We start from the raw sequence: 20,873 nt of genomic DNA, 5'->3' as shown, positions 1-20,873 counted from the left end.
GTGGCTGTGGTTTGGTCTGTTGTCCCGGGCCTGCCGGGTGCGCGGTCCGCAGTGCTGACTTCACGGTAGCGGCAGCCCGCCGGGATTTTCTTCTGCGCCACGGACAGGCTGTGGAAGACTGGCCGTTTATGCATCCGACCCTCCAGAGGAGGCCCCCCTTGGACAACGGCATTAACAACACGCCCGACGGCGCAGCTGAGGAAGCAGGCGAAACCCGCCCGAGCTCACCCGAACCTGCCACTGCGCTGGAGCAGGCCATCGTGGCCGGCCAGTCGGGCACGATCAGCAACCAGGACGTCATTACCGCAATCTGGAATTCGGAGCTGCTCAGCGTGGGACGCCTGACAGTGGAGGACGACCCCGCCAGCTTCCAGGCGCTGGTCCTGCAGTCGCCCGAAGGAGCAGCTCCCGTAGCGGCCACTTTCACGGACGCCCAGCGCATTCCGCAGCGGATCCGCGACACCGCCCCGATTATGGTCAAGGCCTCCGGCGAAGCCACCCTGCGCAGCATCGCTCCCGGATACGGGCTGGCCATCAACCCCGGCAACTCCCTGGGCCTGGAACTCGGCCCCGAAGGCGTCGAAGCAGTAGTCGCCGCGTTTGGCGGCTCCGCAGCAGGCACAGACTCCTCCAACGAATAACACCTTCCCTGCCCGGTCCCCGGGATTTGCGGCGCGTTTATTGCCCTATGGATACGCCCGCACGGTTTTGCACCTAACGGCATTGCAGTGGGGGTGGCGGCGTCTACTCTGAGGAAACTCACTACAGATGGAGGGCTGTAAAGTGACCTGTTTCCCAGCTTCCCCAATGAACTGCTCGATCGTTCCGCCGTATCTGCTCTCCCGGATTGCGGACCGTCCCGACCGGCTCGCTGCAGCGGCCGATGCTGCCAGGCGCACGCTCATGGAATTCACTTCCGTGGCGGAAACCCGGCAGCTCGGCCGCTCCGCGATGCCTCCGTCCTCAGGAACCGCGTTCAGCCCCAAGCTCCGCAGGACCGTATTTGACGCCCTTGGGCAGCAGGAACTCCCGGGCAAGGAAGTGCGGACTGAGGGAACCCCGCCTACGGGCGATCCCGCCGTCGACGAAACCTACGACGGGCTCGGTGCCACCTACGCACTGTTCTCTGACGCGTACGGCCGCTCATCGGTCGACGGCGCCGGGCAGCCGCTGCTCGCAACCGTCCATTACGGCCGTGACTATGACAATGCTTTCTGGAACGGGGCCCAGATGGTCCTGGGTGACGGCGACGGCGAGGTATTCCAGCGGTTCAGCAAATCGCTGACGGTGATCGGCCATGAGCTGACCCACGGCGTCATCCAGTACACCGCCAACTTTGTCTACCAGGACCAGGCCGGGGCGCTGAATGAATCCGTGGCCGATGTGTTCGGAACCCTGGTGGAGCAGAAACTCCGCGGGCAGACGGCGGAGCAGGCCTCCTGGCTGATCGGGGAAGGCCTGTTCACTCCGGAAGTCTCCGGGACTGCCCTCCGATCCATGTCAGCCCCCGGCACGGCTTACGACGACGACGTGCTGGGCAAGGATCCGCAGCCGGCCAACATGGCGGACTATGTTGAAACCACTTCGGACAACGGGGGCGTGCACCTGAATTCCGGAATTCCCAACCACGCCTTCTACCTTGCCGCCGTGCGGCTGGGCGGATTCGCCTGGGAACGCGCAGGTCAGGTCTGGTACGACACCATTACCGAGCCCGGCCTCCCCGTCGACTGCACGTTTTCCGTCTTCGCCGCAGCCACCGTTGCGGCCGCGGAAAAGCGCTACGGCTCCGGAAGCGAAGAAAGTTCTGCTGTGCAGGCGGCATGGGAAGAGGTTAATGTCATGGTATGAGACTCGTTGTGGTGCGTACCGGAGGTATGGCTGGCATGCGGCGCACGTGGAGCAGTGAGGTGAGTTCCGAAGAGGCCGAAGAACGCTGGCTTCCCCTGCTCCAGGACCCGCCTCAGGAAGAGCAGAACGGTGCCGACCGCTTCACGTACGAGATAAGCGTGGGCAAAGAGGCCGTCACCATCCCGGAGACTTCGCTCAAGGGACGCTGGCGCGAGCTGGTGGAGCGGGCGCGCAGCGGCGAAGCGGCCCGCCGGGCCTAGCCGTTCTCCGGCGCACCGGAGCCTTACCGGCAGCCGAAACGTGTTTAGGCTGCTGGTGCCAAAGACATGTAAAGTGGTCTCCTGTGCCGGTGTTCACCGGCCCATGCGGGCGTAGCTCAATGGTAGAGCGCTAGCTTCCCAAGCTCGATACGCGGGTTCGATTCCCGTCGCCCGCTCCAACACGGATCACCCTGGCTCACCGGCCGGGGTGATCCTTTTTTGAGCCCAGGGGCCGGACCGGGGCGGGCGTAGACTTGTACACGCTATGAACCGCAAAATGTTTAAGTCCAAGATCCACCGGGCTACCGTTACCCATTCAAATCTCCACTACGTCGGGTCCGTGACGATTGACGAGGATCTTCTGGACGCAGCGGACATCCTTCCCGGCGAGCTGGTAGCGATCGTGGATGTGGACAACGGCTCGCGGCTGGAAACCTACACCATTGCCGGTGAACGCGGTTCCGGCGTCATAGGCATCAACGGGGCAGCCGCGCACCTGGTGAACATTGGCGACAAAGTCATCCTGATCACGTACGCCGACATGACCACCGAAGAGGCCCGCGCCTACGTTCCCACGGTGGTGCACGTTGATGCGGACAACCGCATCCTGCAGCTCGGCACGGATCCCGCCGAAGCCCTCACCCCCGGCACGGAGCGCCCTCCGCTGGCTGCCTCCCGTTCCTAGCGCCGCGGACATACCAAGTCCCTGACGGGAGCGGGCTGGGCCCCCGACGGCGCAAGCCTGCAGATACCTGCGGGCACACTACTCACCTTCGGCCCTTTTTTGCTGCCCAAACTACGCTTGTTCTGCCCGCTTCAACACGGATCGGTAACGGCCCACACCCCTGCCACCTGAGGTTTCGCTGGTTTCACCAGCGAACTGTGGCGCAACCCACCCCTGAGGGCATATGGTCGATCGAAAGGTTGCTGAGCTTCCTTTCGCGGAACATCACTGAAGTCCGTGCCTACGACGAGGTGGAGGCATATACCCATGCCACAAGGTGCAAAACATCACGGCAGACACCGGATGAAGAAGTCTGCAGCTGCGGGGTTCGCCCTCGCCGTTGGTGCCACTCTGCTGGCCGGCTGCAGCTCGGATTCCGGTTCTGCGCCGACCCTGACGTGGTACATCAACCCCGACGACGGCGGCCAGGCCGAACTCGCGAAGCGTTGCACTGACGCTTCGGACGGGGCATACACCATTGAGACTTCGCTTCTTCCCAACGATGCCCCGTCGCAGCGGGAGCAGCTGGCGCGGCGGCTCGCAGCCGGTGACACCAGCATGGACATCATGAGCCTGGACCCGCCCAACGTCCCTGAATACGCGGAACCGGGATACCTGGCGCCGATTCCTGATGACGTGCGTGAACGCACCACCGCCAACGTCCTGGAAGGCGCCCTTGCCGGTGCCACCTGGAAGGACGAGGTAGTCGCCGTCCCGTTCTGGGCGAACACTCAGATTCTCTGGTACCGCAAGTCCGTGGCCGAGGCCGCCGGGCTCGATATGAGCCAGCCCGTCACCTGGGACCAGCTGATCGAAGCGGTCGCCAGCCAGGACAAGTACCTCAGCGTCCAGGGCGCCCGGGCCGAGTCCATGACCGTATGGGTGAACGCTTTGATCGAATCGGCCGGCGGGCAGATCGTGGAGAACCCGGATGCCTCGGCCGATGAGATCCGGCTGGGCATCGACTCGGATGCCGGGAAGAAGGCCGCCGAAATCGTCTCCACCATCGGCAAGGAAGGCCTCGGCGGCCCGGGGCTTCCAACCCAGACCGAGAACTTTTCGATGATCCAGTTCCAGGGCGACAAGGGAGCGTTTATGGTCAACTATCCCTTCGTCTGGCCCGCGACCAACGCTGCCGTTGAGGAGGGTGCCCTGCCGGCTTCCCTGATCGACGACATTGGCTGGGCACTGTACCCCCAGGTCAACGAGGGCGAGGAAACCGCTCCCCCGCTGGGCGGCATCAATTTGGGCGTTGGCTCCAAGAGCAAGCATCCGGATGAGGCCTTCGACGCGATCGAGTGCATTGTCAGTCCTGAGAACCAGGCGTATTACTTCGCCAGCAACGGCAACCCGCCCTCGAACCCGGATGCGTATAACGATCCGGAGGTGGTGGATACGTTCCCCATGGCAGGGACGATCCGTGAATCGCTCGATCTGGCCAAACCCCGCCCGCAGACTCCGTACTACAACGAAATCTCCACCGGCATCCAGCAGACCTGGACTCCGCCGCAGGACGTCAATCCGGACACCACGCCGGAAACCAGCCAGCAGTTCATTCTTGAGGTCCTGAAGGGAGAGAGGCTGCTATGAGTACGTCAGTCGAGACGCGTGCCGCCGCTGCCGGCGGCAGTCCCAAAGGACGCAAACCCGGGCTGAGCGACCGGGCCAGGGCTGAACGGCGGCTGGGTTTCTGGCTGGCCGGGCCTGCGTTCATCATCATGCTGGCCGTAACCGCTTATCCCATCCTCCTGGCGCTCTGGGATTCGCTCTTCAAGTACCGCCTGACGGCTCCGGACGACCGGGAGTTCGTCTTCCTCAGCAACTACGCGACCATCCTCACCGATGAAGTCTTCTGGCGGGACCTGGGAGTAACCCTGCTGATCACCGTGGTCACCGTGGTGATCGAGCTCGTGCTCGGTTTTGCGCTGGCCATGGTCATGAACAGCGCTCTGAAGGCAGTCCGCGGCTGGCTGCGCACGGCCATCCTGGTCCCCTACGGCATCATCACCGTGGTATCGGCATTCGCCTGGTTCTACGCCTTCGACATCAACTCCGGATACATAAACCACTGGTTCAGCTGGGTGCCGGGCATCAGCACCGACCTGAACTGGTTCGCTGACTTCGGTACCGCCATCACCGTCATCATGGCCTCGGAGATCTGGAAGACGACGCCGTTCATCTCCCTCCTCCTGCTGGCCGGACTCGCGCAGGTCCCGGGTGAGCTCACCGAGGCGGCAGAGGTCGACGGCGCCACCTGGTGGCAGCGGTTCTCCCGGGTGATCGTGCCGAACATGAAGGCAGCCATCATGGTGGCCGTCCTGTTCCGCGCACTTGATGCCTTCCGAATCTTCGACAACGTCTACATCATGACCAGGGGCGCCTACGGCACTGAGACCCTGTCCCTCCTGGCCTACCGCACATCGATTACCCGGCTGGAGATCGGCATGGGTTCGGCAGTTTCAGTCCTGTTGTTCCTCTGCGTGATCCTGATCTGCTTCGTGGCGATCAAACTTTTCAAGGTGGACCTGACCGGCGCACGAGGGGGCAACTAAATGGAATCGTCACCGATACGCAGGCGCATCACCTGGACCATCATTTCCATCCTGGTGATCGTCTATGCGCTGTTCCCCGTTGCATCCATCTTCGCGACGTCGTTCAAGCTTCCCAGCGACCTCACCTCCGGCACGTTCCTGCCGACCACCTGGTCCACGGTGAACTACGAACAGATCCTGGTTGGAGACGCACAGGAACTGTTCCTCTCCGCGCTGCGGAACTCGATCGGCATTTCGCTGATCGCCACGTTCATCGCCGTCGTACTTGCTACGTTGTGTGCCTACGCCATCGCCCGCCTGGATTTCCCGGGCAAGCGGCTGGTGCTGACCACAGCTCTTGGCGTCTCGATCTTCCCGGTGATCTCCATCGTGACCCCCTTGTTCAACCTCTGGCGGAACATTGGTCTCTACGACACCTGGCCCGGGCTGATCATTCCCTACCTCTCGCTTACCCTTCCCATCTCCATCTGGACCCTGGCCGCGTTCTTCCGCCAGATTCCGTGGGAACTGGAGCAGGCGGCACAGGTGGACGGCGCCACCACGTGGCAGGCGTTCCGGAAGGCGATCGTTCCGCTTGCCGCGCCCGGCGTCTTCACGACGGCGATCATCGCATTCTTCATCGCCTGGAACGACTTCGTGTACGGCATTTCACTCACGTCGACCTCAGCCGCCCGGCCGGTTCCGGCCGCGCTGGCCTTCTTTACGGGAGCTTCCCAGTTCGAGGCACCAACGGGGGCAATTTCCGCAGCAGCGATCATTGTGACCATCCCGGTCGTTGTACTCGTACTGCTGTTCCAGCGACAGATCGTATCCGGACTAACCCAGGGCGCCGTCAAGGGCTAGCCCCCAGACGCACGGTACTAGAAAAGGAGCCATGAGCATGGCATCTATCACTCTCAACCATCTCGTCAAGAAGTACGGGGACGGCTTCCCCGCCGTCAACGACGTCAGCCTGGACATTGCCGACGGCGAGTTCATCATCCTGGTGGGACCGTCCGGCTGCGGTAAGTCGACCCTGCTTCGTATGATCGTGGGTCTGGAGGACATCACTTCCGGTGACCTGCTGATCAACGGTGAGCGCGTCAATGACAAGGCTCCGCGGGACCGGAACCTTGCGATGGTGTTCCAGAACTATGCCCTCTATCCGCACCTGACCGTATTCGAGAACATCGCCTTCCCGCTGCGGCTCAACAAGGGCAAGTACAACGATGAGGAAGTTAAGCGGCTCGTTAATGACGCAGCTTCCACCCTGGAGCTGACGGAGCACCTGGACCGCAAGCCCGCGAACCTCTCAGGCGGCCAGCGCCAGCGGGTAGCCATGGGCCGCGCGATCGTCCGTCAGGCCGATGCGTTCCTGTTCGATGAGCCGCTCTCCAACCTCGACGCCAAGCTCCGCGGCCAGATGCGGTCGGAAATCTCGCAGATGCAGCGGCGCCTGGGCGTGACCAGCATCTACGTGACCCACGACCAGACCGAGGCCATGACCCTCGGCGACCGCGTTGCAGTCCTGAAAAAGGGCATCCTGCAGCAGGTGGCGTCCCCCCGTGAACTGTATGAGCAGCCCGTCAACCTCTTTGTAGCCGGTTTCATTGGCTCCCCCTCCATGAACTTCCTCCCGGCGACCATCAAGGAAGGAAACATCCTGGAGACCGCCGTCGGTGATATCCAGGTCCCCGAAGACAAGGCTGCCAAGGCACAGGGCAAGAAAGTCGTGCTGGTGGGCATCCGGCCGGAGTTCTTTGAGGATGCCTCGCTGGTGGAAGGTGACAAGCTGGCGAAGGGATCCACTTTCAAGGCCGCCATCACCCACACCGAATGGCTCGGCAACGAACAGTACGGTTACATCCACTTCGACCCCACGCCCGAGGTCCGGGAACTGCTGGACAACCTGGCGCGGGACATGGACGCGGATGAACTCCGCCCGCAGATCGTGGTGACCCTCGACGCCGCCAGCCGGGTACGCGGCGGCCGTGAGGCAGAGCTGTGGCTGGACACCCGCAAGATCCATATCTTCGATCCGGAGACGGGCGAGAACCTGACCCGCGATCCGGAGGCCGGCGCGGAACTGACTGAAGAAGCTAATGAGCGGCGTGCCGAAGAAATCGCCATGGCCCGCGACGAACAAAAGGAAGCCGCGGCCACCGCAGCGGACGCCTAAGGGGCATCGGTCCGGCTGACCCGGGGACGGCACGCAGCCGCCTCCGGGTAAGCTGCGCCCGCCCGCGGCAGGTAACGTAAGAGCGTGCAGGCATCATCACCGGTAATCAGGGCAGTCACCATATGGCTCACTGTCCTCATGCTGACCATCGCGTCCGCCGTCGTCGCCATCTGGCTCGTAAACGCAAAGGTTTACGGGCCGGCCAACCAGGTGGAGGACTATTTCCAGGCGCTTCAGGAGGGCAACGGCGGCCAGGCCCTCGGGATCCTGAACGCCAAGGTTCCAGACGCCAACGCCGCCCTCCTGGACGGAGAGGCGCTGAAAGCCTCCATGGACGGGCTTGAAGTGCTGTCCATGGATGAAGCAGAAGCATCCGTTAAGGGACGCACCGACGTTGTGGTCAAGTACCGGCTGGATGGATCCGAACACCAGTCGACCTTCGAACTTGAGCGGACCGGTACCCGCTGGATCTTCTTCGATGAGTGGAAGATCCGTCCGCAGGAACTCCCGACCTTCCAGGTCAACGCCGCCAACCAGAACGAGGCTGTGCTGAACGGCAGCCAGGTCCTGCTGCCCGAGGGCAGCAACACGTTCACAGCGTTCTACCCCGCCCGGGTGGCGGCCTCCTACTCGAGCGGGTACTTCGAGGCTCCTGAACAGGCGGCAGTCCTGTCCTCTCCCGGAGATTCACTGGACCTGACGCTGCGGAGCCAGCCCACCGATGAGCTGGTGGAAGCGGTTGACACCCGGGTCCGCGAGTTCCTGGACAGCTGTGCCGGGGAACAGAACCGGCTGGCGCCTCCGGGCTGCCCCTTCTACCACCTGACGGACAACCGGGTTGAGCCTCCCATCACGTGGGAGATTGTCGATTACCCGAGTGTTGAGATCTCCCCCGCAGAGGGTCACTGGGTGCTCGCCCCGCTGCAGGGCACGGCCCGGGTCAAAGCCACCCAGACCGATCTGTTCTCCGGGGTGCAGAGCCCTCTGGTGGAAGACAAGGACTTCACCTTCGGTGCCCGGCTTTCAGTGACTGACGGCGGCATCTCCCTTACCGCGGTTATCGAGTAACACGAGATAGCAGAAACTGCCCGTATCCGGCCGGATACGGGCAGTTTCTGCTATCTCGTTGGGTGGGGGTGCGGGAGTTAGTCCAGTCCGCGCAGATCCAGGGTCAGTTCAGTCTCGCCGCCTGCCTGCACGACCACGGGGATGCCCCAGTCCTGCTGGTACAGATGGCATGCAGCATGGTCCGGGATCTCTCCCCCCGGTTCGCCGTCACATGCTGCGGCACGGGCGGTGATGTGCAGGACGCCTTCAGTGACGGCGTCGGAAAGCACCAGTTCACGGACCAGCCCGACGGCGGTGCCGCCTCCGGAGACCAGCAGCTCCTCGGGTGAGGAGGAGATCTTCAGCTGCGTCGGGTCTCCCCAGCGGTCGTCCAGCTTCTGTCCCTTGGGCGCTGCGAAACGGACCGTCAGCCCCAGCGGGCCGGCCGCGATGGCCGTCTTGGGGCGCTGTGTCTGACGCGCTCCCTCATCCACTGACTGTGCTTCCTTGGGGATGGGAAGCCGCACCAGCTGGTGCTTGTTGGCCTCCACAACGATCAGGAGCGGCTCAGCGGCTGTTGTGTCGATGAGGACCCCCGATGGTTCCGCAAGGCCGCGGGAGAGCGTCGAGACGCTTTGCGCGGCAGGATCGTAGCGCCGCACGGCACCGTTGTAGGTGTCGGCAATGGCTACTGAGCCGTCCGGCAGCACAGCGACGCCCAGGGGATGCTGCAGCCGTGCTTCGGCGGAGGCGCCGTCGCGGTAGCCGAAGTCGAAGAGTCCTGCGCCTACTGCAGTTTCGACCGTGACTGCCGTTTCCGCACCCGACGTGTCGAAGGTAAGTTTCCGGAGCGCTGACGTTTCCGAATCCGCTACCCAGATGCTGCCCTCGGCGTCCTGTGCCAGGCCTGAGGACTGGGCGAACCATGCGGCGCCACCGTCGCCGTCGAGCAGTCCCTCCAAGCCTGTGCCGGCCAGGATGGAAAGAGCGCCGGTGGCGGGATCGAACGCGAAGATCTGGTGCGTTCCGGCCATGGCGATAACGGCCTGGTTCAGGGCGGTGGACCAGAGGACGTCCCAGGGGGAGGAGAGCGACGTGCCCAGCGGGTCGGTTCCGAGATCGGTCGATACGGGGGCGGACTGGTTCTCCGCGTCGAGCAGCCGCTGCACTCCGTTGCCGGCCACCGTGGTGACTGCGCCCGTGGCGAGGTTCACGCCGCGCAGGCGGTGGTTCACGGTATCTGCCACCAGGACATCGTAGTCAAGGGTCTCAGCGACAGCGGCCGGCAGCACGGCGAGCCCCTGCGGTTCGTTGAACCGCGCAGTTCCGGCGTCGCCGTCGCGCCAGCCCTTGGTGCCTTCGCCAATGGTGCGGCGGACGGTGGTGAGGTCCGCTTCCAGCTCCACCAGACGGTGGTGCCCGGTATCGGCAACCAGGAAGGTCCCCTCCGGAAGGGCAACGGCCTTGCCCGGGAAGCGCAGATCGCCGGACGTCGCCTCGGCCGGGACGTAGGGACCGTCCCCGCGGTGCAGGGTGCCCTTCGCTTCGTGCTCGGCAACAAGCTCGGCGACGAGGGACTCCAGCCCGGCTGCGTGGCCCTCACCGGAGAGGTGGGCAACGATGTAGCCTTCGGGGTCGATGACCACCAGGGTGGGCCAGGCGCGGGCGGTGTAAGCCTGCCACGTTGCCAGTTCCGGATCGTCCAGGACCGGGTGGTGGATTTCGTAGCGTTCGACGGCGGCCGCCAGGGCAACCGGGTCGGCTTCGTGCTCGAACTTGGGCGAATGAACGCCCACCGTCACCAGGACGTCTGAGTACTTGGCTTCCAGGGGCCGCAGCTCATCCAGCACATGCAGGCAATTGATGCAGCAGAAGGTCCAGAAGTCCAGCAGCACAATCTTGCCGCGGAGGTCTTCGAGTCCCAGCTGCCTGCCACCGGTGTTGAGCCAGTTGCGTCCCTCCAGTTCGGAGGCCCGGACGCGGTATCCGGCGCGCACCGTTTCAGTCATCTGCGTTCTCCTTGGTCTGTCCTAGCATCACGTTCGGCCAGCTGGGCGAACATATTGTTGTAAGCCGTAAGTTCAGCATCGTTATTCCGTTCGGCCGCACGGTCTTTGCGTTTTGTTTCACGTGCATCCGTGCGCGACCACTGAAGTGCGACGCCGATTGCCACCAGGACAGTGGGAATTTCGCCGATTCCCCACATGATGGCTCCGCCGAGCTGCTGGTCCTCCAGTGCGCTGACACCCCAGTCCCGGCCCATGTTGCCGAAGTACGACGCCTGGATGAGCGAGGTCTGGCCCATGACCGCGACGCCGAAGAACGCGTGGAACGCCATGGTTGCCAGCAGGATCACCAGGCGCAGCGGGTACGGGGCCCGGCTGGGCAGCGGGTCGATCCCGATCATGGTCAGGATGAAGATGTAGCCGGTGAGCAGGAAGTGCAGGATCATCAGCTCGTGGCCCACGTGCTCGCGCAGCGCGAACCCGAACAGCTCCGAGTAATAGAAAATCACGATCGAGCCGGCAAAGTTCACGGCGGCAAAGATCGGATTGGTGATGATCTTGGAGTACCGCGAGTGCACCGCGATCAGGATCCATTCGCGCAGTCCGCGGCTGCCGTCCCCGCGCGGAGTGAGAGCCTTGAGGGCCAGCGTCACGGGCGCGCCGAGGACCAGGAACAGCGGGACCACCATGGTCAGCGCCATATGTCCGAGCATGTGCGTGCTGAACAGCACCATGCCGTACACCGCCGGCGCGCCGGAGGTGACGTAGGTGAGGGCGATCAGGCCCACGAACCAGCAGACGGTCCGGACGAAGGACCATTTGTCCCCCCGGCGGCGCAGCTTGCGTACGCCCAGCAGGTACGCGACGCCGATGGTCACCACAATGGCGACCCAGAGCCAGTCGAAGCGCCACTCGGTGAGGTAACGTTCCGCGGTCAGCTCGGGCGGCAGGTCGTAGCCGGTGAGGATGCGTGCAGGCGACGCGTTCGGGGGCAGTTCCTCCGGACGCGGCGGAGCGGTGCGGGCCAGCGCCGCAGCCACGCCGGAGATTGCCCCCATGATCAGCAGTTCGACGCCGATCAGCTGCCACAGCACACGGCGTGCGCTCATACCGCCGGAAGCGGGCGTCGTCGCACCCTTGCCGGAAGCGGCCACCGGAAGCTGCGGGATGATCCAGCGGCGGTGAAGCAGGCCTAGGATGCCCAGCACCAGGGTTGCCGCGACCTTGAAGAGCACCAGCGCCCCCCAGCGGGAATCCAGCTGTTCCAGGGACGTGATGCGCAGGGACGCGTTCACCAGGCCGGAGAGGGAAACCAGCACGAAACCGAAGCCGGCCAGGGCCGAGAAGCGGCGCAGGACCGTGCCGGTGATGTCCCCGAGCTGCTTGGCAATAACGGCGAGGACAATGATCCCGCCAATCCAGACGCAGACGCCGATCAGGTGCAGGCCAATGGAGTTCACCGCGGCGCTGTGGTCATCGCCGCCGGCCGCGTGGCCCACCAGCGCCATTGGCAGCAGGCCACCCACGGCAAGGATCAGGGTCAGCGCCAGGCCGGTCAGCGAGCGGACACCAAATGTCAGGGTGGTCACCACGGCAGCGATGATGCTCACTGCCAGCCAGGCCCGGCCGTTGGCGAAGTCCGTCAGGAAGGACGCGAGCCCGTCGGTGTAGGAGGGGTCAGGGCTAAGGGGCAGTCCGGACACGTCGGAGTAGGTAAAAAGCATGACGGCGATGGCGGACAGCGTCCACAGTGCCGCGGCGCCGGAGGCCAGGTACATGGCCTGAGTGAAGGCCGGATGCTCGGGGCGGGTTTCCCGCTCGCCCCTGCCGCGTTTAGGTCCCGCGTGCTTGGGCAGAATGAAGACGGCAAACACCAGGGCGCCGATGACTGCTGCCACGGCGCCGTTCTGGACGGCCTTTGCGATGGGCAGGCCCCAGCGTGTCAGCGCGCCCGGATCCGCCAGCTGAGCGGCGGCTGCTGAGCCTGTAAACAGCAGCGCCACTCCGAGCGCCAGCAGCATAACGGCGGCGCCTGCGGCGAGCCAGCCGTTGCGGGCGGGATGACCGGGTTCGGACGCTCCGCCGGCTGGACGGCCAGGGAGCGTGTTCTGGGTCTTGGCAGAGTTCGGCACGCTATCCATTCTCTACCCCTTGTAAAAATTGGGCCAATCACTGCCGCAGATTGATCCATTCGGCTGCGGGTGGCGTACCGGATGCGCGGCAGCAACACAAAGGACCGGTACCATTCCGGCACCGGCCCTTCGAGTGAAAAGCGAAATACTACTTCTTGGCGACAGCAGCCTTCAGCTTGGAACCTGCGGTCAGCTTGACGCTGTGGCCGGCCGGAATCTGAATGGTTTCGCCGGTCTGCGGGTTACGGCCCTGGCGAGCTGCGCGGTCGGTGCGCTCAACAGCAAGCCAGCCCGGGATGGTGATCTTCTCGCCGTTGGCAACGGAAGTGGCGAAGATGTCGAAGACAGCATCGAGCACGCCGTTGACGGCGGTCTGGCTGTTGCCGGACTTCTCTGCGACTGCGGCAACAAGTTCACTGCGGTTCATAGCCAATTTATGTCCTCCTGGACTCTGGTGTTTAGCGCGAGCGGTTCACGGATGCGTAACCGCCTCTGTTCGAAAACTTACCAGCTTAGGAGCCCAAGTCGCGCAGAAAACCGCGGGTTTTCGCGGTTTTTTCGGGTTTTTGGACGAATCAGGGCAGTTTTTGGTCTGCGGAACTGCCTAGGACGCAAAAAGGACGGCAACCATAACGGTTGCCGCCCTTTTCAGGCGTGGAAAGCGATGCTTACCAGCTGGACTTCTTGATGCCGGGCAGTTCGCCGGCGTGAGCCATATCGCGGAAACGCACGCGGGAGATACCGAACTTCTGGAGGGTACCGCGGGGGCGGCCGTCGATCTGGTCGCGGTTGCGCAGGCGAACCGGCGAAGCGTTGCGGGGAAGCTTCTGCAGGCCGAGGCGTGCTGCTTCGCGTGCTTCGTCAGTCGCGTTCGGGTCGACCAGGGTCTTCTTCAGTTCGAGGCGCTTGGCAGCGTAGCGCTCAACAACAACCTTGCGCTGCTCGTTGCGGGCAATCTTGGACTTCTTTGCCATTCTTAGCGCTCCTCACGGAATTCGACGTGCTGGCGGATCTTGGGGTCGTACTTCTTCAGAACCATGCGGTCCGGGTCGTTACGACGGTTCTTGCGGGTCACGTAGGTGTACCCGGTGCCGGCGGTCGACTTCAGCTTGATGATCGGACGAACGTCCTTATCCTTAGCCACTAGAGCTTCACACCCTTCGCGAGGAGTTCGGTGACGACTGCGTCAATGCCGCGGACGTCGATCGTCTTGATGCCGCGGGCCGAAACCTGCAGCGTCACGTTGCGGCGCAGGGACGGAACCCAGTAGCGCTTCTTCTGAATATTCGGGTCGAACCGACGCTTGTTGCGGCGGTGCGAGTGCGAAATGCTGTGACCAAAGCCGGGAACAGCTCCGGTTACCTGGCAGTAAGCTGCCATGATCTCTCCTCCAGTTGTAGTAAATATGACGGTCCTCAAAAAACAAGCACCAGGCGATGCCGCCATGGCACCTGCAATAAAGAGCGTCCCGCCACCAGTTTTGACACCGTTATTACTGCGACTTTCCGGAGGTTGACCTGGCGGGGTGAGATCCAGCCGAAGTGCCTCGCCGCGGGGAAGACGGTGAAGTTCGGGCAGCCATAGCAGTAATCCGCTGTGACAGCCTTCAATTCTAGGTTTATACGGGCGGCCACGCAAATGCCCTGGTCCGTACCCTTGCGGGACCAAACCAGATCATGGGCGCGACTTAACGCCTTCCTATCCTAAACGGTTACGTCGCCTGAGCCAAACCGGCTAATCAGTGGAAGGCTTCTCCAGCGCTCCGGCGGAAGTCACGACGGCGATCCCGGTTTCCGGGTCCTCTTTCACACCATCCAGGTCAGTTGCACCGCCCACCACGGCTCCGGAATCCACCACCATGTTCCGCAGCCGGGCGCCCGTGATGACGCGCACGCCGTCGAGCAGGACACAGCCGTGGACCTCGGCACCGGGCTCGATGTGGCAGTCCGGTCCCACGACGCTGCGGGTGACTTCACCGTCCACCCGGCAGCCCGGAGCCAGCAGGCTTGTTTCCACCCGGGCAGATGCACCCACGAAGGCGGGCAGCCGCCGCGGAGTCGCGGAGAGGATCGGCCATGCCGGGTCATCGAAGACCATCCCGTGGCCGTCCAGGAGGTCCATGTGGGCCTGATGGTAGCTGTCCGGAGTACCCATGTCCCGCCAGTAGCCGTCCAGCCGGTGCTCGACGACTTTCTCCCGTTCCACAAGATAGGGCAGCAGCTGGTCTCCGTAGTCCTCCAGCTTGCCGTCGCGTTCCATGAGTTCCTCGAGGCTGCGCAGCAGCACCTCGGCGTCGTAGAGGAAAATTTCCGCGGCGATCAGGTCTGTCCTGGGATTCTCCGGCTTGTACTCGAACCCGGTGACGGTCCCGCCGTCCACTTCCAGGACACCGTGCTCGGACGGGTCGTGGACGATCCGGTGGCTCACCACGGTCAGCGCTGCTCCGGCAGCCGAATGCGTGGCAATCACGTCGCGGTAATCCAGGCGGTAAAGGTGGTCGGCGCTGAGGACCAGAATCAAATCGGGGTCGTATTCGCGGATGTAGTCCACCTGGCGGTACAGGGCATCTGCGTTGCCCTCGGCGAACCCTTCACCATCAGAGCCCTGGAACGGCGGCAGGACGCGCAGTCCCCCATTGGTCCGGTCCAGATCCCAGGGACGTCCGCTGACCAGATGGTCGTTCAGTGACTTCGGTTCGTACTGCTCGACGATCCAGACGTCGCTAAGTCCGGAATTATGCAGGTTGGAGAGGGGAATATCGATCAGCCGGTAGGAACCGCCCACCGGCATTGCCGGCTTGGCGCGGGTATCCGTGAGGCTCCCGAGCCGTCCGCCGGAACCTCCGGCAAGAATGATGGTCAGTATCCGGGGCTGGCGCATTCAGGATCCTTCGGTTGGGGCACCCGGGCGGTCCGAGGCCGGATCGAGCAGTGTCAGGATTTTCGTGCCGACGCGGGTCAGGTCTTCGACATCTTTGTCATCCAGCGCGTCGAAGACAGCCGCGCGGACGGCTTCCACATGTCCGGGAGCAAGTTCGACGAGCGCATCCATGCCTTCTTTGGTGAGTGCCGCCGTCGTCACCCTGGCATCCGCAGGGGACGGAAAACGGCGCATCCAGCCGCGCTGTTCCAGCTTCTTCACTACATGGGACAGGCGGGAAAGGGACGCGTTGGACCGTGAAGCAAGCTCACTCATTGCCAGCTGCTGCCCTTCCGCTTCGGAAGTCATTGCCATGACGTGGTAATCGAAAAGCGTGATCCGCGCCCGGCGGAAGAGATCGGCATCGAGCGTCCCCGGAAGGCGGGTGGCCACGGCATAGATGGAAAGCCAGGCGCTGCGCTCCTGCGGGCTCAGCCAGCGGGTGGGCTGCGGTTCGGTCATGCGGGTAATTCTCTCACGTAACTTGAGGCTTCAAGCTGGTCCTCTGGAAGACAGCCGCGGCCGCCGGCGTTGCGCGCACCGGCCGCGGCCGCCTCCCGGAGGAGCGGCTAGCGGACCGGTTCCCGGTCGCCCTGGTCTGCGGGAGGTGCAGAGACTCCAGCGGCATCGAACGGCAGGGAGTCGACGTCGAGCAGCGGGTTCTCATCCTGGGTTTCCACCAGCTCGCGGGCTTCGGCCTCCGTGGCGACGCTGGGCATTGAACCCGGCATGGGCCGTTTGGCCGATTCCTTCATGATGCCGATCGCGACCGCACCGACCGCTGAGGTGGCCATCAGGTAGTAGGCGGGCATCATGTCATTGTCGGTGATGGTGATGAGGCCCTGCATGATCAGCGGAGCCGTGCCGCCAAAGATGGCCACGGCGAAGTTGTACGCGATGCCCATTGCTCCGTAGCGGCTTGCCGTCGGGAAGAGCGCAGGCAGCGCTGAGGCCAGGTTGGCTACGTAGAACGTCACCGGGACAGCCAGCAGTGCCAGGCCGAGGAGAGTGGACCAGATGGGCCCCAGCCCGATCAGCACAAATGACGGGACCGCCAGGACAATCGTTGAGCCTGCACCCATCCAGAGCACCGGGCGGCGGCCGATGCGGTCTGACAGCCGGCCGGTAAGCGGGATGCACAGCGCCATCGCCACGAGCACGGGAATGGTCAGCAGCGTTCCGTGTACCGGGTCATATCCCTTTGAATCGGTCAGGTAGGAAGGCATGTAGGAGGTCAGCGCGTATCCCACGGTGTTCGCTGCTGCCACCAGCACCATGGCCAGCACAATCGGCCGCCAGTAGGTGCGGAAAATGCCGAACGTTCCCTGTGCCACGGCATCTTTGTCAGCTGCCTTGCCGGCAGCTGAGGCGGCCTGTTCCTCCTGCGCATCCAGGGTCGCCTGGAATGCCGGGGATTCTTCGATCTTGAGGCGGAAGTAGATCGCAACGGCACCAAGCGGTCCGGCGATCAGGAACGGGATGCGCCAGCCCCAGTCGAGCATCGTTTCTTCGCTCAGGGTCAGCTGGAGCGTGGATACCGTCAGCGCACCCAGGGCGAAGCCCATGTAGCTGCCGAGGTCCAGGATGCTGGCCAGGAAGCCGCGCCGCTTATCCGGGGCGTATTCGGAGACGAAGGTTGTCGCGCCGGCATATTCGCCTCCGGTGCTGAAGCCCTGGAGCAGTTTCATGAGAATCAGCAGCACGGGCGCAGCCATGCCGATCTGGGCGTAGCCGGGGAGGAGCCCGATCGCGAACGTGGACGCTGCCATCAGGATCAGCGTGGTGGCCAGCGTCTTCTGGCGGCCGATCCTGTCGCCGATGCGGCCGAAGATCACGCCGCCCAGCGGGCGGGCAACGAAGGTTGCCGCGAACACGCCCAGGCTGAACAGCAGCTGGGAGGCGGGGTCGGCGTCGGACAGGAAGACGGCGCCCATGGTGACGGCGAGGTAGCCGTAGACACCAATGTCGAACCACTCCATGGTGTTGCCGACGACGGTGCCGCCGACGGCTTTTTTCATCATCGCGTGGTCAACGACGTTGACGTCTTCCACCTCAAGGCGGCGCCGGCGGAGCGGACTCCGCTTCGGCTTGCGTGCCGCTGCACCCGGGAGTGAACCGGGCGGAGCGGAGCTCATATCAGGTGCTTCTTGCTGCATTTGGGCCTTCTTCTCTAGAGGTCATCTGCGTAAGGGCAATGTGCATCCCTGTCCCGGACAGGTCCGGGCAGACCAACAAGTGTAAAAAAGAAGGCCGTATTAGCCGAATCGTAAGCGTACTTATGCTTGAAGATTCCCACTGCAGGCACCTGTCTTGGCCACTATCCGCAAGGAGAAGCAGCAATTTATGTGAAGTGGATCACATTATGGATTTTGGATGCCCTGCACTGCACTCCTGCAGGCTTTTATCCCTGCGGAGTGAGCTGCACCAGGGAGGGGAAACGGGCACTGAGGTTGTCTCCTGAGGAGACCCCTCGAAGCCTCCTGCCCACCCAGGGACCCAGGTACTCCCGCGCCCACCGTGCGTCGTGCCTGAGCCGCTGGATCCGGTCACGGGCGGGAAGGGTATCCAACTCTGGGACGTCCAGGGCATCGGTGGCCCGAAGGACTTCCAGGACCTTCTTCGCAGTGAGGATATGGCCGGCCGGGGACATGTGGAGCCGGTCCACGTCCCAGTACCTTTCATCCTGAAGGACTTTCAGCCGCCAGTAGTCCACCAGGATCGCCCCGTGCGCATCCGCGGCTTCCCGCACCAGTTCGTTGTACAGCGCCGTGCGGCCCCGGGTCCGGCCGAAGATCGGTGACTGTCCGGAATCGAATCCGGTGAAGACCAGCACCGCCGCTCCGGAAGCGCGCAGGCGGCCGATCGCGGAGTCGTAGGACTGCACAATCGCGTCGATGTCCACCTTCGGCCGCAGGATGTCATTGCCGCCGGCGTAGATGCTGACGAGGGTAGGTTCCAGGGCCAGCGCAGGCTCAATCTGTTCGTCGATGACCTGGCGGAGTTTTTTGCCGCGGATGGCCAGATTGGCATAGCCCCATGAATCGTCTGCCAGGGCCAGCTGTTCGGCAACCCGGTCTGCCCACCCCCGGACACCGTTGGGCCGGGACGGGTCCCAGTCCCCCACACCTTCGGTAAAGGAGTCTCCAAGGGCCACGTATCGCTGCGAGAAAGTCACCACCACAGCCTACAAGCCGATCTTCCGCCAGCCGGGCAACGGGCAGTCTAGACTCGGAGCCGGAACACTCCCGTCAATCGAAGGGCACCATGTCCAGCCAGTCCCAGACGCAGAACGCTCCCGCACCGGATCCGCGCAGCTCCGGCCGGCGCGCCGCCGTCGTCATTAACCCCACCAAGAAAACCGACGTGGATATCCGCGCCCTGGTGGAGGACATCTGCCGCAGCGAAGGCTGGGCAGAACCGCTGTGGCTTGAGACCGAGGCGGACGACCCGGGCCACGGGATGGCGAGGGAGGCACTAAAACAGGGCGCCGACGTCGTAATTGCTGCCGGCGGCGACGGAACCGTCCGCTGTGTGGCCGCTGAACTTACGGGCACGGACACGCCGCTGGGCCTGCTCCCCCTTGGCACCGGCAACCTGCTGGCCCGGAATCTGGACGTGCCGGTGGACGATCCCGAAGGGGCCGTCCGCACTGCCCTGACCGGAACCGAACGGCGCATCGACGTGGTCCATGTGAAGGTGGACGAAGCCGTGGACAGTGAGATCTTCCTGGTTATGGCCGGACTGGGCTACGACGCCGTGATGATGGGGGACACGAACACTTCCCTCAAGGACCGCGTGGGATGGCTGGCCTACGTGGACGCCGGCATCCGGAACCTGCCCGGCAAGCCGGTGAAGACCATGATTTCGATCGACGGCGGGAAGCCGTTCTCCCGGCGGCTGCGCAGCGTGATGGGCGGGAACTGCGGCAAGATCATGGGCGGCCTGGAGGTCTTTCCCGGCGCGAAGATCGACGACGGACTGCTGGACATCATGACAATGGCCCCCAAGGGCAGCCTGGGCTGGCTGTCAGTGGCTGCCGGCCTTCTGCGCCGCGGCAAGGGACGGGGAACAGCCGTCGAGTACTTCCAGTGCAAGAGCGCTGATATCTGGGCAGACACTCCCCAGGACTTCGAAATGGACGGGGACCATCTGGGCAGTGCCACCCGGCTTTCCCTCCGTGTTGATCCGAGTGCCCTGAGGATCCGGATGCCGCACGGGAAGAAGGACCCGGCAATCCTCACCAACCCGGAGCCCTAGTCCCGGTGACCGTTTCTTAAAGCAATCAGCCCCGGTCTTGTCCGGGGCTGATTCAGTTGCCTAGAGCCAGGACATCGGATCGATGTACTCGCCGTTGATGAGCACTTCGAAATGCAGGTGGGGGCCGGTTGAGTTACCGGTGCTGCCTACGGCACCAATAACCTGGCCTTCTTCAACCTGCTGGCCGGGTTCGACCCAAATGTCATTCAGGTGATTGTAGGTGGTGAGGACGCCGTCCCCGTGGTCGACGACGATCCGCAGGCCGCCTCCGCCGGTGGTGTGCCAGCCGGCTTCGGTTACCGTGCCCGTCCGCGCGCTCCGGACGTCGGTGCCCAGTGCGCCGCGGAAATCGGTGCCGGTGTGCCATTCCTGGCCGTAGCCGGTGATCGGGTTGAGCCGCCAGCCAAACGGCGAGGTGATCACCAGGCCGTCCACCGGTACCGATGGTTTTGCCGGGGCTTCTTCCGTGACGGGTGCTGTTGAGCCCGTGCCTTCCTCCGCAGGTGCTTCCTGTGCAGGTGCTTCCTGCGCGGGTTCGGGCTCCTCGAAGGGCCGGGTGACCAGCTGGCGGTCCGCAACCGTCTCCGGTGCGGCCACGGTAGCGGCTTCAGCCACCCCGAATACCATCCCCGTCAGCAGCAGGGAGGCACCCGTTCCGAGAGCCGCAGTCTTGCGGGCAGGCGTGCTGCAGCCCTTGGCGCGCTGCAGGATTTCCCGGACCTGCCGGGAAAGGGCCTCCCGGGAGAGAACCGGCCCCTGGCCGTTGCCGGGCAGCCCGGCGTGCCTTCCCCCTGGGCGGTACCGGGACGCTGTCTGGGAAACGTACCGGCGGAGCGCGCCAGTGAGGTTCCTGGCAGTCTCGTTTACATGTGTTGTCATGCACACTCCACTGTGGCTAGACATCAGTTCTGTCGGTACTGCTTGTGCCTGAGGAGGACGCGTTGAATTACGCAGATTCGAGTGACTTGTT

General features: G+C 63.9%; 21 protein-coding genes and 1 tRNA gene. 11 read left to right on the top strand and 11 right to left on the bottom strand.

Annotated features, from left to right (window positions below; all coding sequences use genetic code 11):
* Positions 1 to 158 precede the first annotated feature (158 nt).
* From FYJ28_RS11760 to FYJ28_RS11715, 10 genes are all read left to right on the top strand, one after another.
* Positions 159 to 641, top strand: coding sequence for an SseB family protein (locus FYJ28_RS11760; RefSeq protein WP_195840661.1), 483 nt, complete (start codon positions 159 to 161; stop codon positions 639 to 641).
* Between the two features lie 166 nt (positions 642 to 807).
* Complete coding sequence (locus FYJ28_RS11755; RefSeq protein WP_055239049.1) at positions 808 to 1,848, top strand: M4 family metallopeptidase; 1,041 nt, start codon at positions 808 to 810, stop codon at positions 1,846 to 1,848.
* The gene (locus tag FYJ28_RS11750) at positions 1,845 to 2,108 is read left to right on the top strand and encodes a protealysin inhibitor emfourin (protein ID WP_154579409.1); all 264 of its coding nucleotides are present in this window, start codon (positions 1,845 to 1,847) and stop codon (positions 2,106 to 2,108) included. Before FYJ28_RS11755 ends, FYJ28_RS11750 begins: the two co-directional genes overlap by 4 nt.
* Before the next feature lie 105 nt (positions 2,109 to 2,213).
* Positions 2,214 to 2,287: transfer RNA gene (locus tag FYJ28_RS11745), tRNA-Gly, on the top strand.
* Positions 2,288 to 2,373: 86 nt separating this feature from the next.
* Positions 2,374 to 2,793 (top strand): aspartate 1-decarboxylase, encoded by a 420-nt coding sequence (gene panD / locus FYJ28_RS11740; protein WP_055239047.1) that lies wholly within the window; start codon positions 2,374 to 2,376, stop codon positions 2,791 to 2,793.
* Positions 2,794 to 3,135: 342 nt separating this feature from the next.
* Positions 3,136 to 4,422 (top strand): extracellular solute-binding protein, encoded by a 1,287-nt coding sequence (locus FYJ28_RS11735; protein WP_152969809.1) that lies wholly within the window; start codon positions 3,136 to 3,138, stop codon positions 4,420 to 4,422.
* Positions 4,419 to 5,384 carry a carbohydrate ABC transporter permease gene (locus FYJ28_RS11730; RefSeq protein ID WP_154579408.1) on the top strand — a complete coding sequence of 322 codons (966 nt, stop codon included), beginning with the start codon at positions 4,419 to 4,421 and terminating at the stop codon, positions 5,382 to 5,384. The genes FYJ28_RS11735 and FYJ28_RS11730 overlap by 4 nt, the downstream gene beginning before the upstream one ends.
* The gene (locus FYJ28_RS11725) at positions 5,385 to 6,227 is read left to right on the top strand and encodes a carbohydrate ABC transporter permease (RefSeq protein WP_055239044.1); all 843 of its coding nucleotides are present in this window, start codon (positions 5,385 to 5,387) and stop codon (positions 6,225 to 6,227) included. It abuts the gene before it with no gap.
* A gap of 37 nt (positions 6,228 to 6,264) precedes the next feature.
* Positions 6,265 to 7,542 carry an ABC transporter ATP-binding protein gene (locus FYJ28_RS11720; protein WP_055239043.1) on the top strand — a complete coding sequence of 426 codons (1,278 nt, stop codon included), beginning with the start codon at positions 6,265 to 6,267 and terminating at the stop codon, positions 7,540 to 7,542.
* A gap of 84 nt (positions 7,543 to 7,626) precedes the next feature.
* Positions 7,627 to 8,610 carry a hypothetical protein gene (locus FYJ28_RS11715; RefSeq protein WP_055239042.1) on the top strand — a complete coding sequence of 328 codons (984 nt, stop codon included), beginning with the start codon at positions 7,627 to 7,629 and terminating at the stop codon, positions 8,608 to 8,610.
* 77 nt (positions 8,611 to 8,687) lie between these two features.
* On the opposite strand, the gene FYJ28_RS11710 is transcribed toward FYJ28_RS11715, so the two are convergent.
* From FYJ28_RS11710 to FYJ28_RS11665, 10 genes are all read right to left on the bottom strand, one after another.
* Entirely contained in the window at positions 8,688 to 10,598 is a 1,911-nt protein-coding gene (locus FYJ28_RS11710; protein ID WP_154579407.1) for an NHL domain-containing thioredoxin family protein, read from the bottom strand.
* Positions 10,595 to 12,736, bottom strand: a complete 2,142-nt coding sequence (locus FYJ28_RS11705) for a cytochrome c oxidase assembly protein (RefSeq protein ID WP_154579406.1) — start codon at positions 12,734 to 12,736, stop codon at positions 10,595 to 10,597. The genes FYJ28_RS11710 and FYJ28_RS11705 overlap by 4 nt, the downstream gene beginning before the upstream one ends.
* Before the next feature lie 139 nt (positions 12,737 to 12,875).
* Complete coding sequence (locus tag FYJ28_RS11700) at positions 12,876 to 13,160, bottom strand: HU family DNA-binding protein (RefSeq protein ID WP_055239039.1); 285 nt, start codon at positions 13,158 to 13,160, stop codon at positions 12,876 to 12,878.
* A gap of 235 nt (positions 13,161 to 13,395) precedes the next feature.
* Positions 13,396 to 13,701 (bottom strand): 30S ribosomal protein S14, encoded by a 306-nt coding sequence (gene rpsN, locus FYJ28_RS11695; RefSeq protein ID WP_055239038.1) that lies wholly within the window; start codon positions 13,699 to 13,701, stop codon positions 13,396 to 13,398.
* A 2-nt stretch (positions 13,702 to 13,703) separates the two neighbouring features.
* Positions 13,704 to 13,871: a 50S ribosomal protein L33 gene (rpmG, locus tag FYJ28_RS11690; protein WP_013602737.1), complete on the bottom strand. Its 168-nt coding sequence runs from the start codon at positions 13,869 to 13,871 to the stop codon at positions 13,704 to 13,706.
* On the bottom strand, positions 13,871 to 14,107 hold the full coding sequence (gene rpmB, locus FYJ28_RS11685) for a 50S ribosomal protein L28 (protein ID WP_055239037.1): 237 nt from the start codon (positions 14,105 to 14,107) through the stop codon (positions 13,871 to 13,873). Before rpmB ends, rpmG begins: the two co-directional genes overlap by 1 nt.
* 354 nt (positions 14,108 to 14,461) lie before the next feature.
* Positions 14,462 to 15,607 carry a glucose-1-phosphate adenylyltransferase family protein gene (locus FYJ28_RS11680; RefSeq protein ID WP_154579405.1) on the bottom strand — a complete coding sequence of 382 codons (1,146 nt, stop codon included), beginning with the start codon at positions 15,605 to 15,607 and terminating at the stop codon, positions 14,462 to 14,464.
* The gene (locus FYJ28_RS11675) at positions 15,608 to 16,108 is read right to left on the bottom strand and encodes a MarR family winged helix-turn-helix transcriptional regulator (RefSeq protein WP_154579404.1); all 501 of its coding nucleotides are present in this window, start codon (positions 16,106 to 16,108) and stop codon (positions 15,608 to 15,610) included.
* Positions 16,109 to 16,215: 107 nt separating this feature from the next.
* On the bottom strand, positions 16,216 to 17,802 hold the full coding sequence (locus FYJ28_RS11670; RefSeq protein ID WP_154579403.1) for an MFS transporter: 1,587 nt from the start codon (positions 17,800 to 17,802) through the stop codon (positions 16,216 to 16,218).
* A 245-nt stretch (positions 17,803 to 18,047) separates the two neighbouring features.
* The gene (locus FYJ28_RS11665) at positions 18,048 to 18,821 is read right to left on the bottom strand and encodes an SGNH/GDSL hydrolase family protein (protein ID WP_326831680.1); all 774 of its coding nucleotides are present in this window, start codon (positions 18,819 to 18,821) and stop codon (positions 18,048 to 18,050) included.
* Between the two features lie 89 nt (positions 18,822 to 18,910).
* Between FYJ28_RS11665 and FYJ28_RS11660 the strand changes: the two genes are divergently transcribed.
* Entirely contained in the window at positions 18,911 to 19,903 is a 993-nt protein-coding gene (locus FYJ28_RS11660) for a diacylglycerol/lipid kinase family protein (protein WP_154579402.1), read from the top strand.
* A gap of 60 nt (positions 19,904 to 19,963) precedes the next feature.
* On the opposite strand, the gene FYJ28_RS11655 is transcribed toward FYJ28_RS11660, so the two are convergent.
* Positions 19,964 to 20,782 carry a M23 family metallopeptidase gene (locus FYJ28_RS11655; protein ID WP_229780423.1) on the bottom strand — a complete coding sequence of 273 codons (819 nt, stop codon included), beginning with the start codon at positions 20,780 to 20,782 and terminating at the stop codon, positions 19,964 to 19,966.
* Positions 20,783 to 20,873 lie beyond the last annotated feature (91 nt).

The organism is Arthrobacter sp. BL-252-APC-1A, from assembly GCF_009696625.1.
Classification (GTDB): domain Bacteria; phylum Actinomycetota; class Actinomycetes; order Actinomycetales; family Micrococcaceae; genus Arthrobacter_B.
Note: the sequence above shows the minus strand (reverse complement) of the source record. Positions and strands in the feature narration are given on the sequence as shown.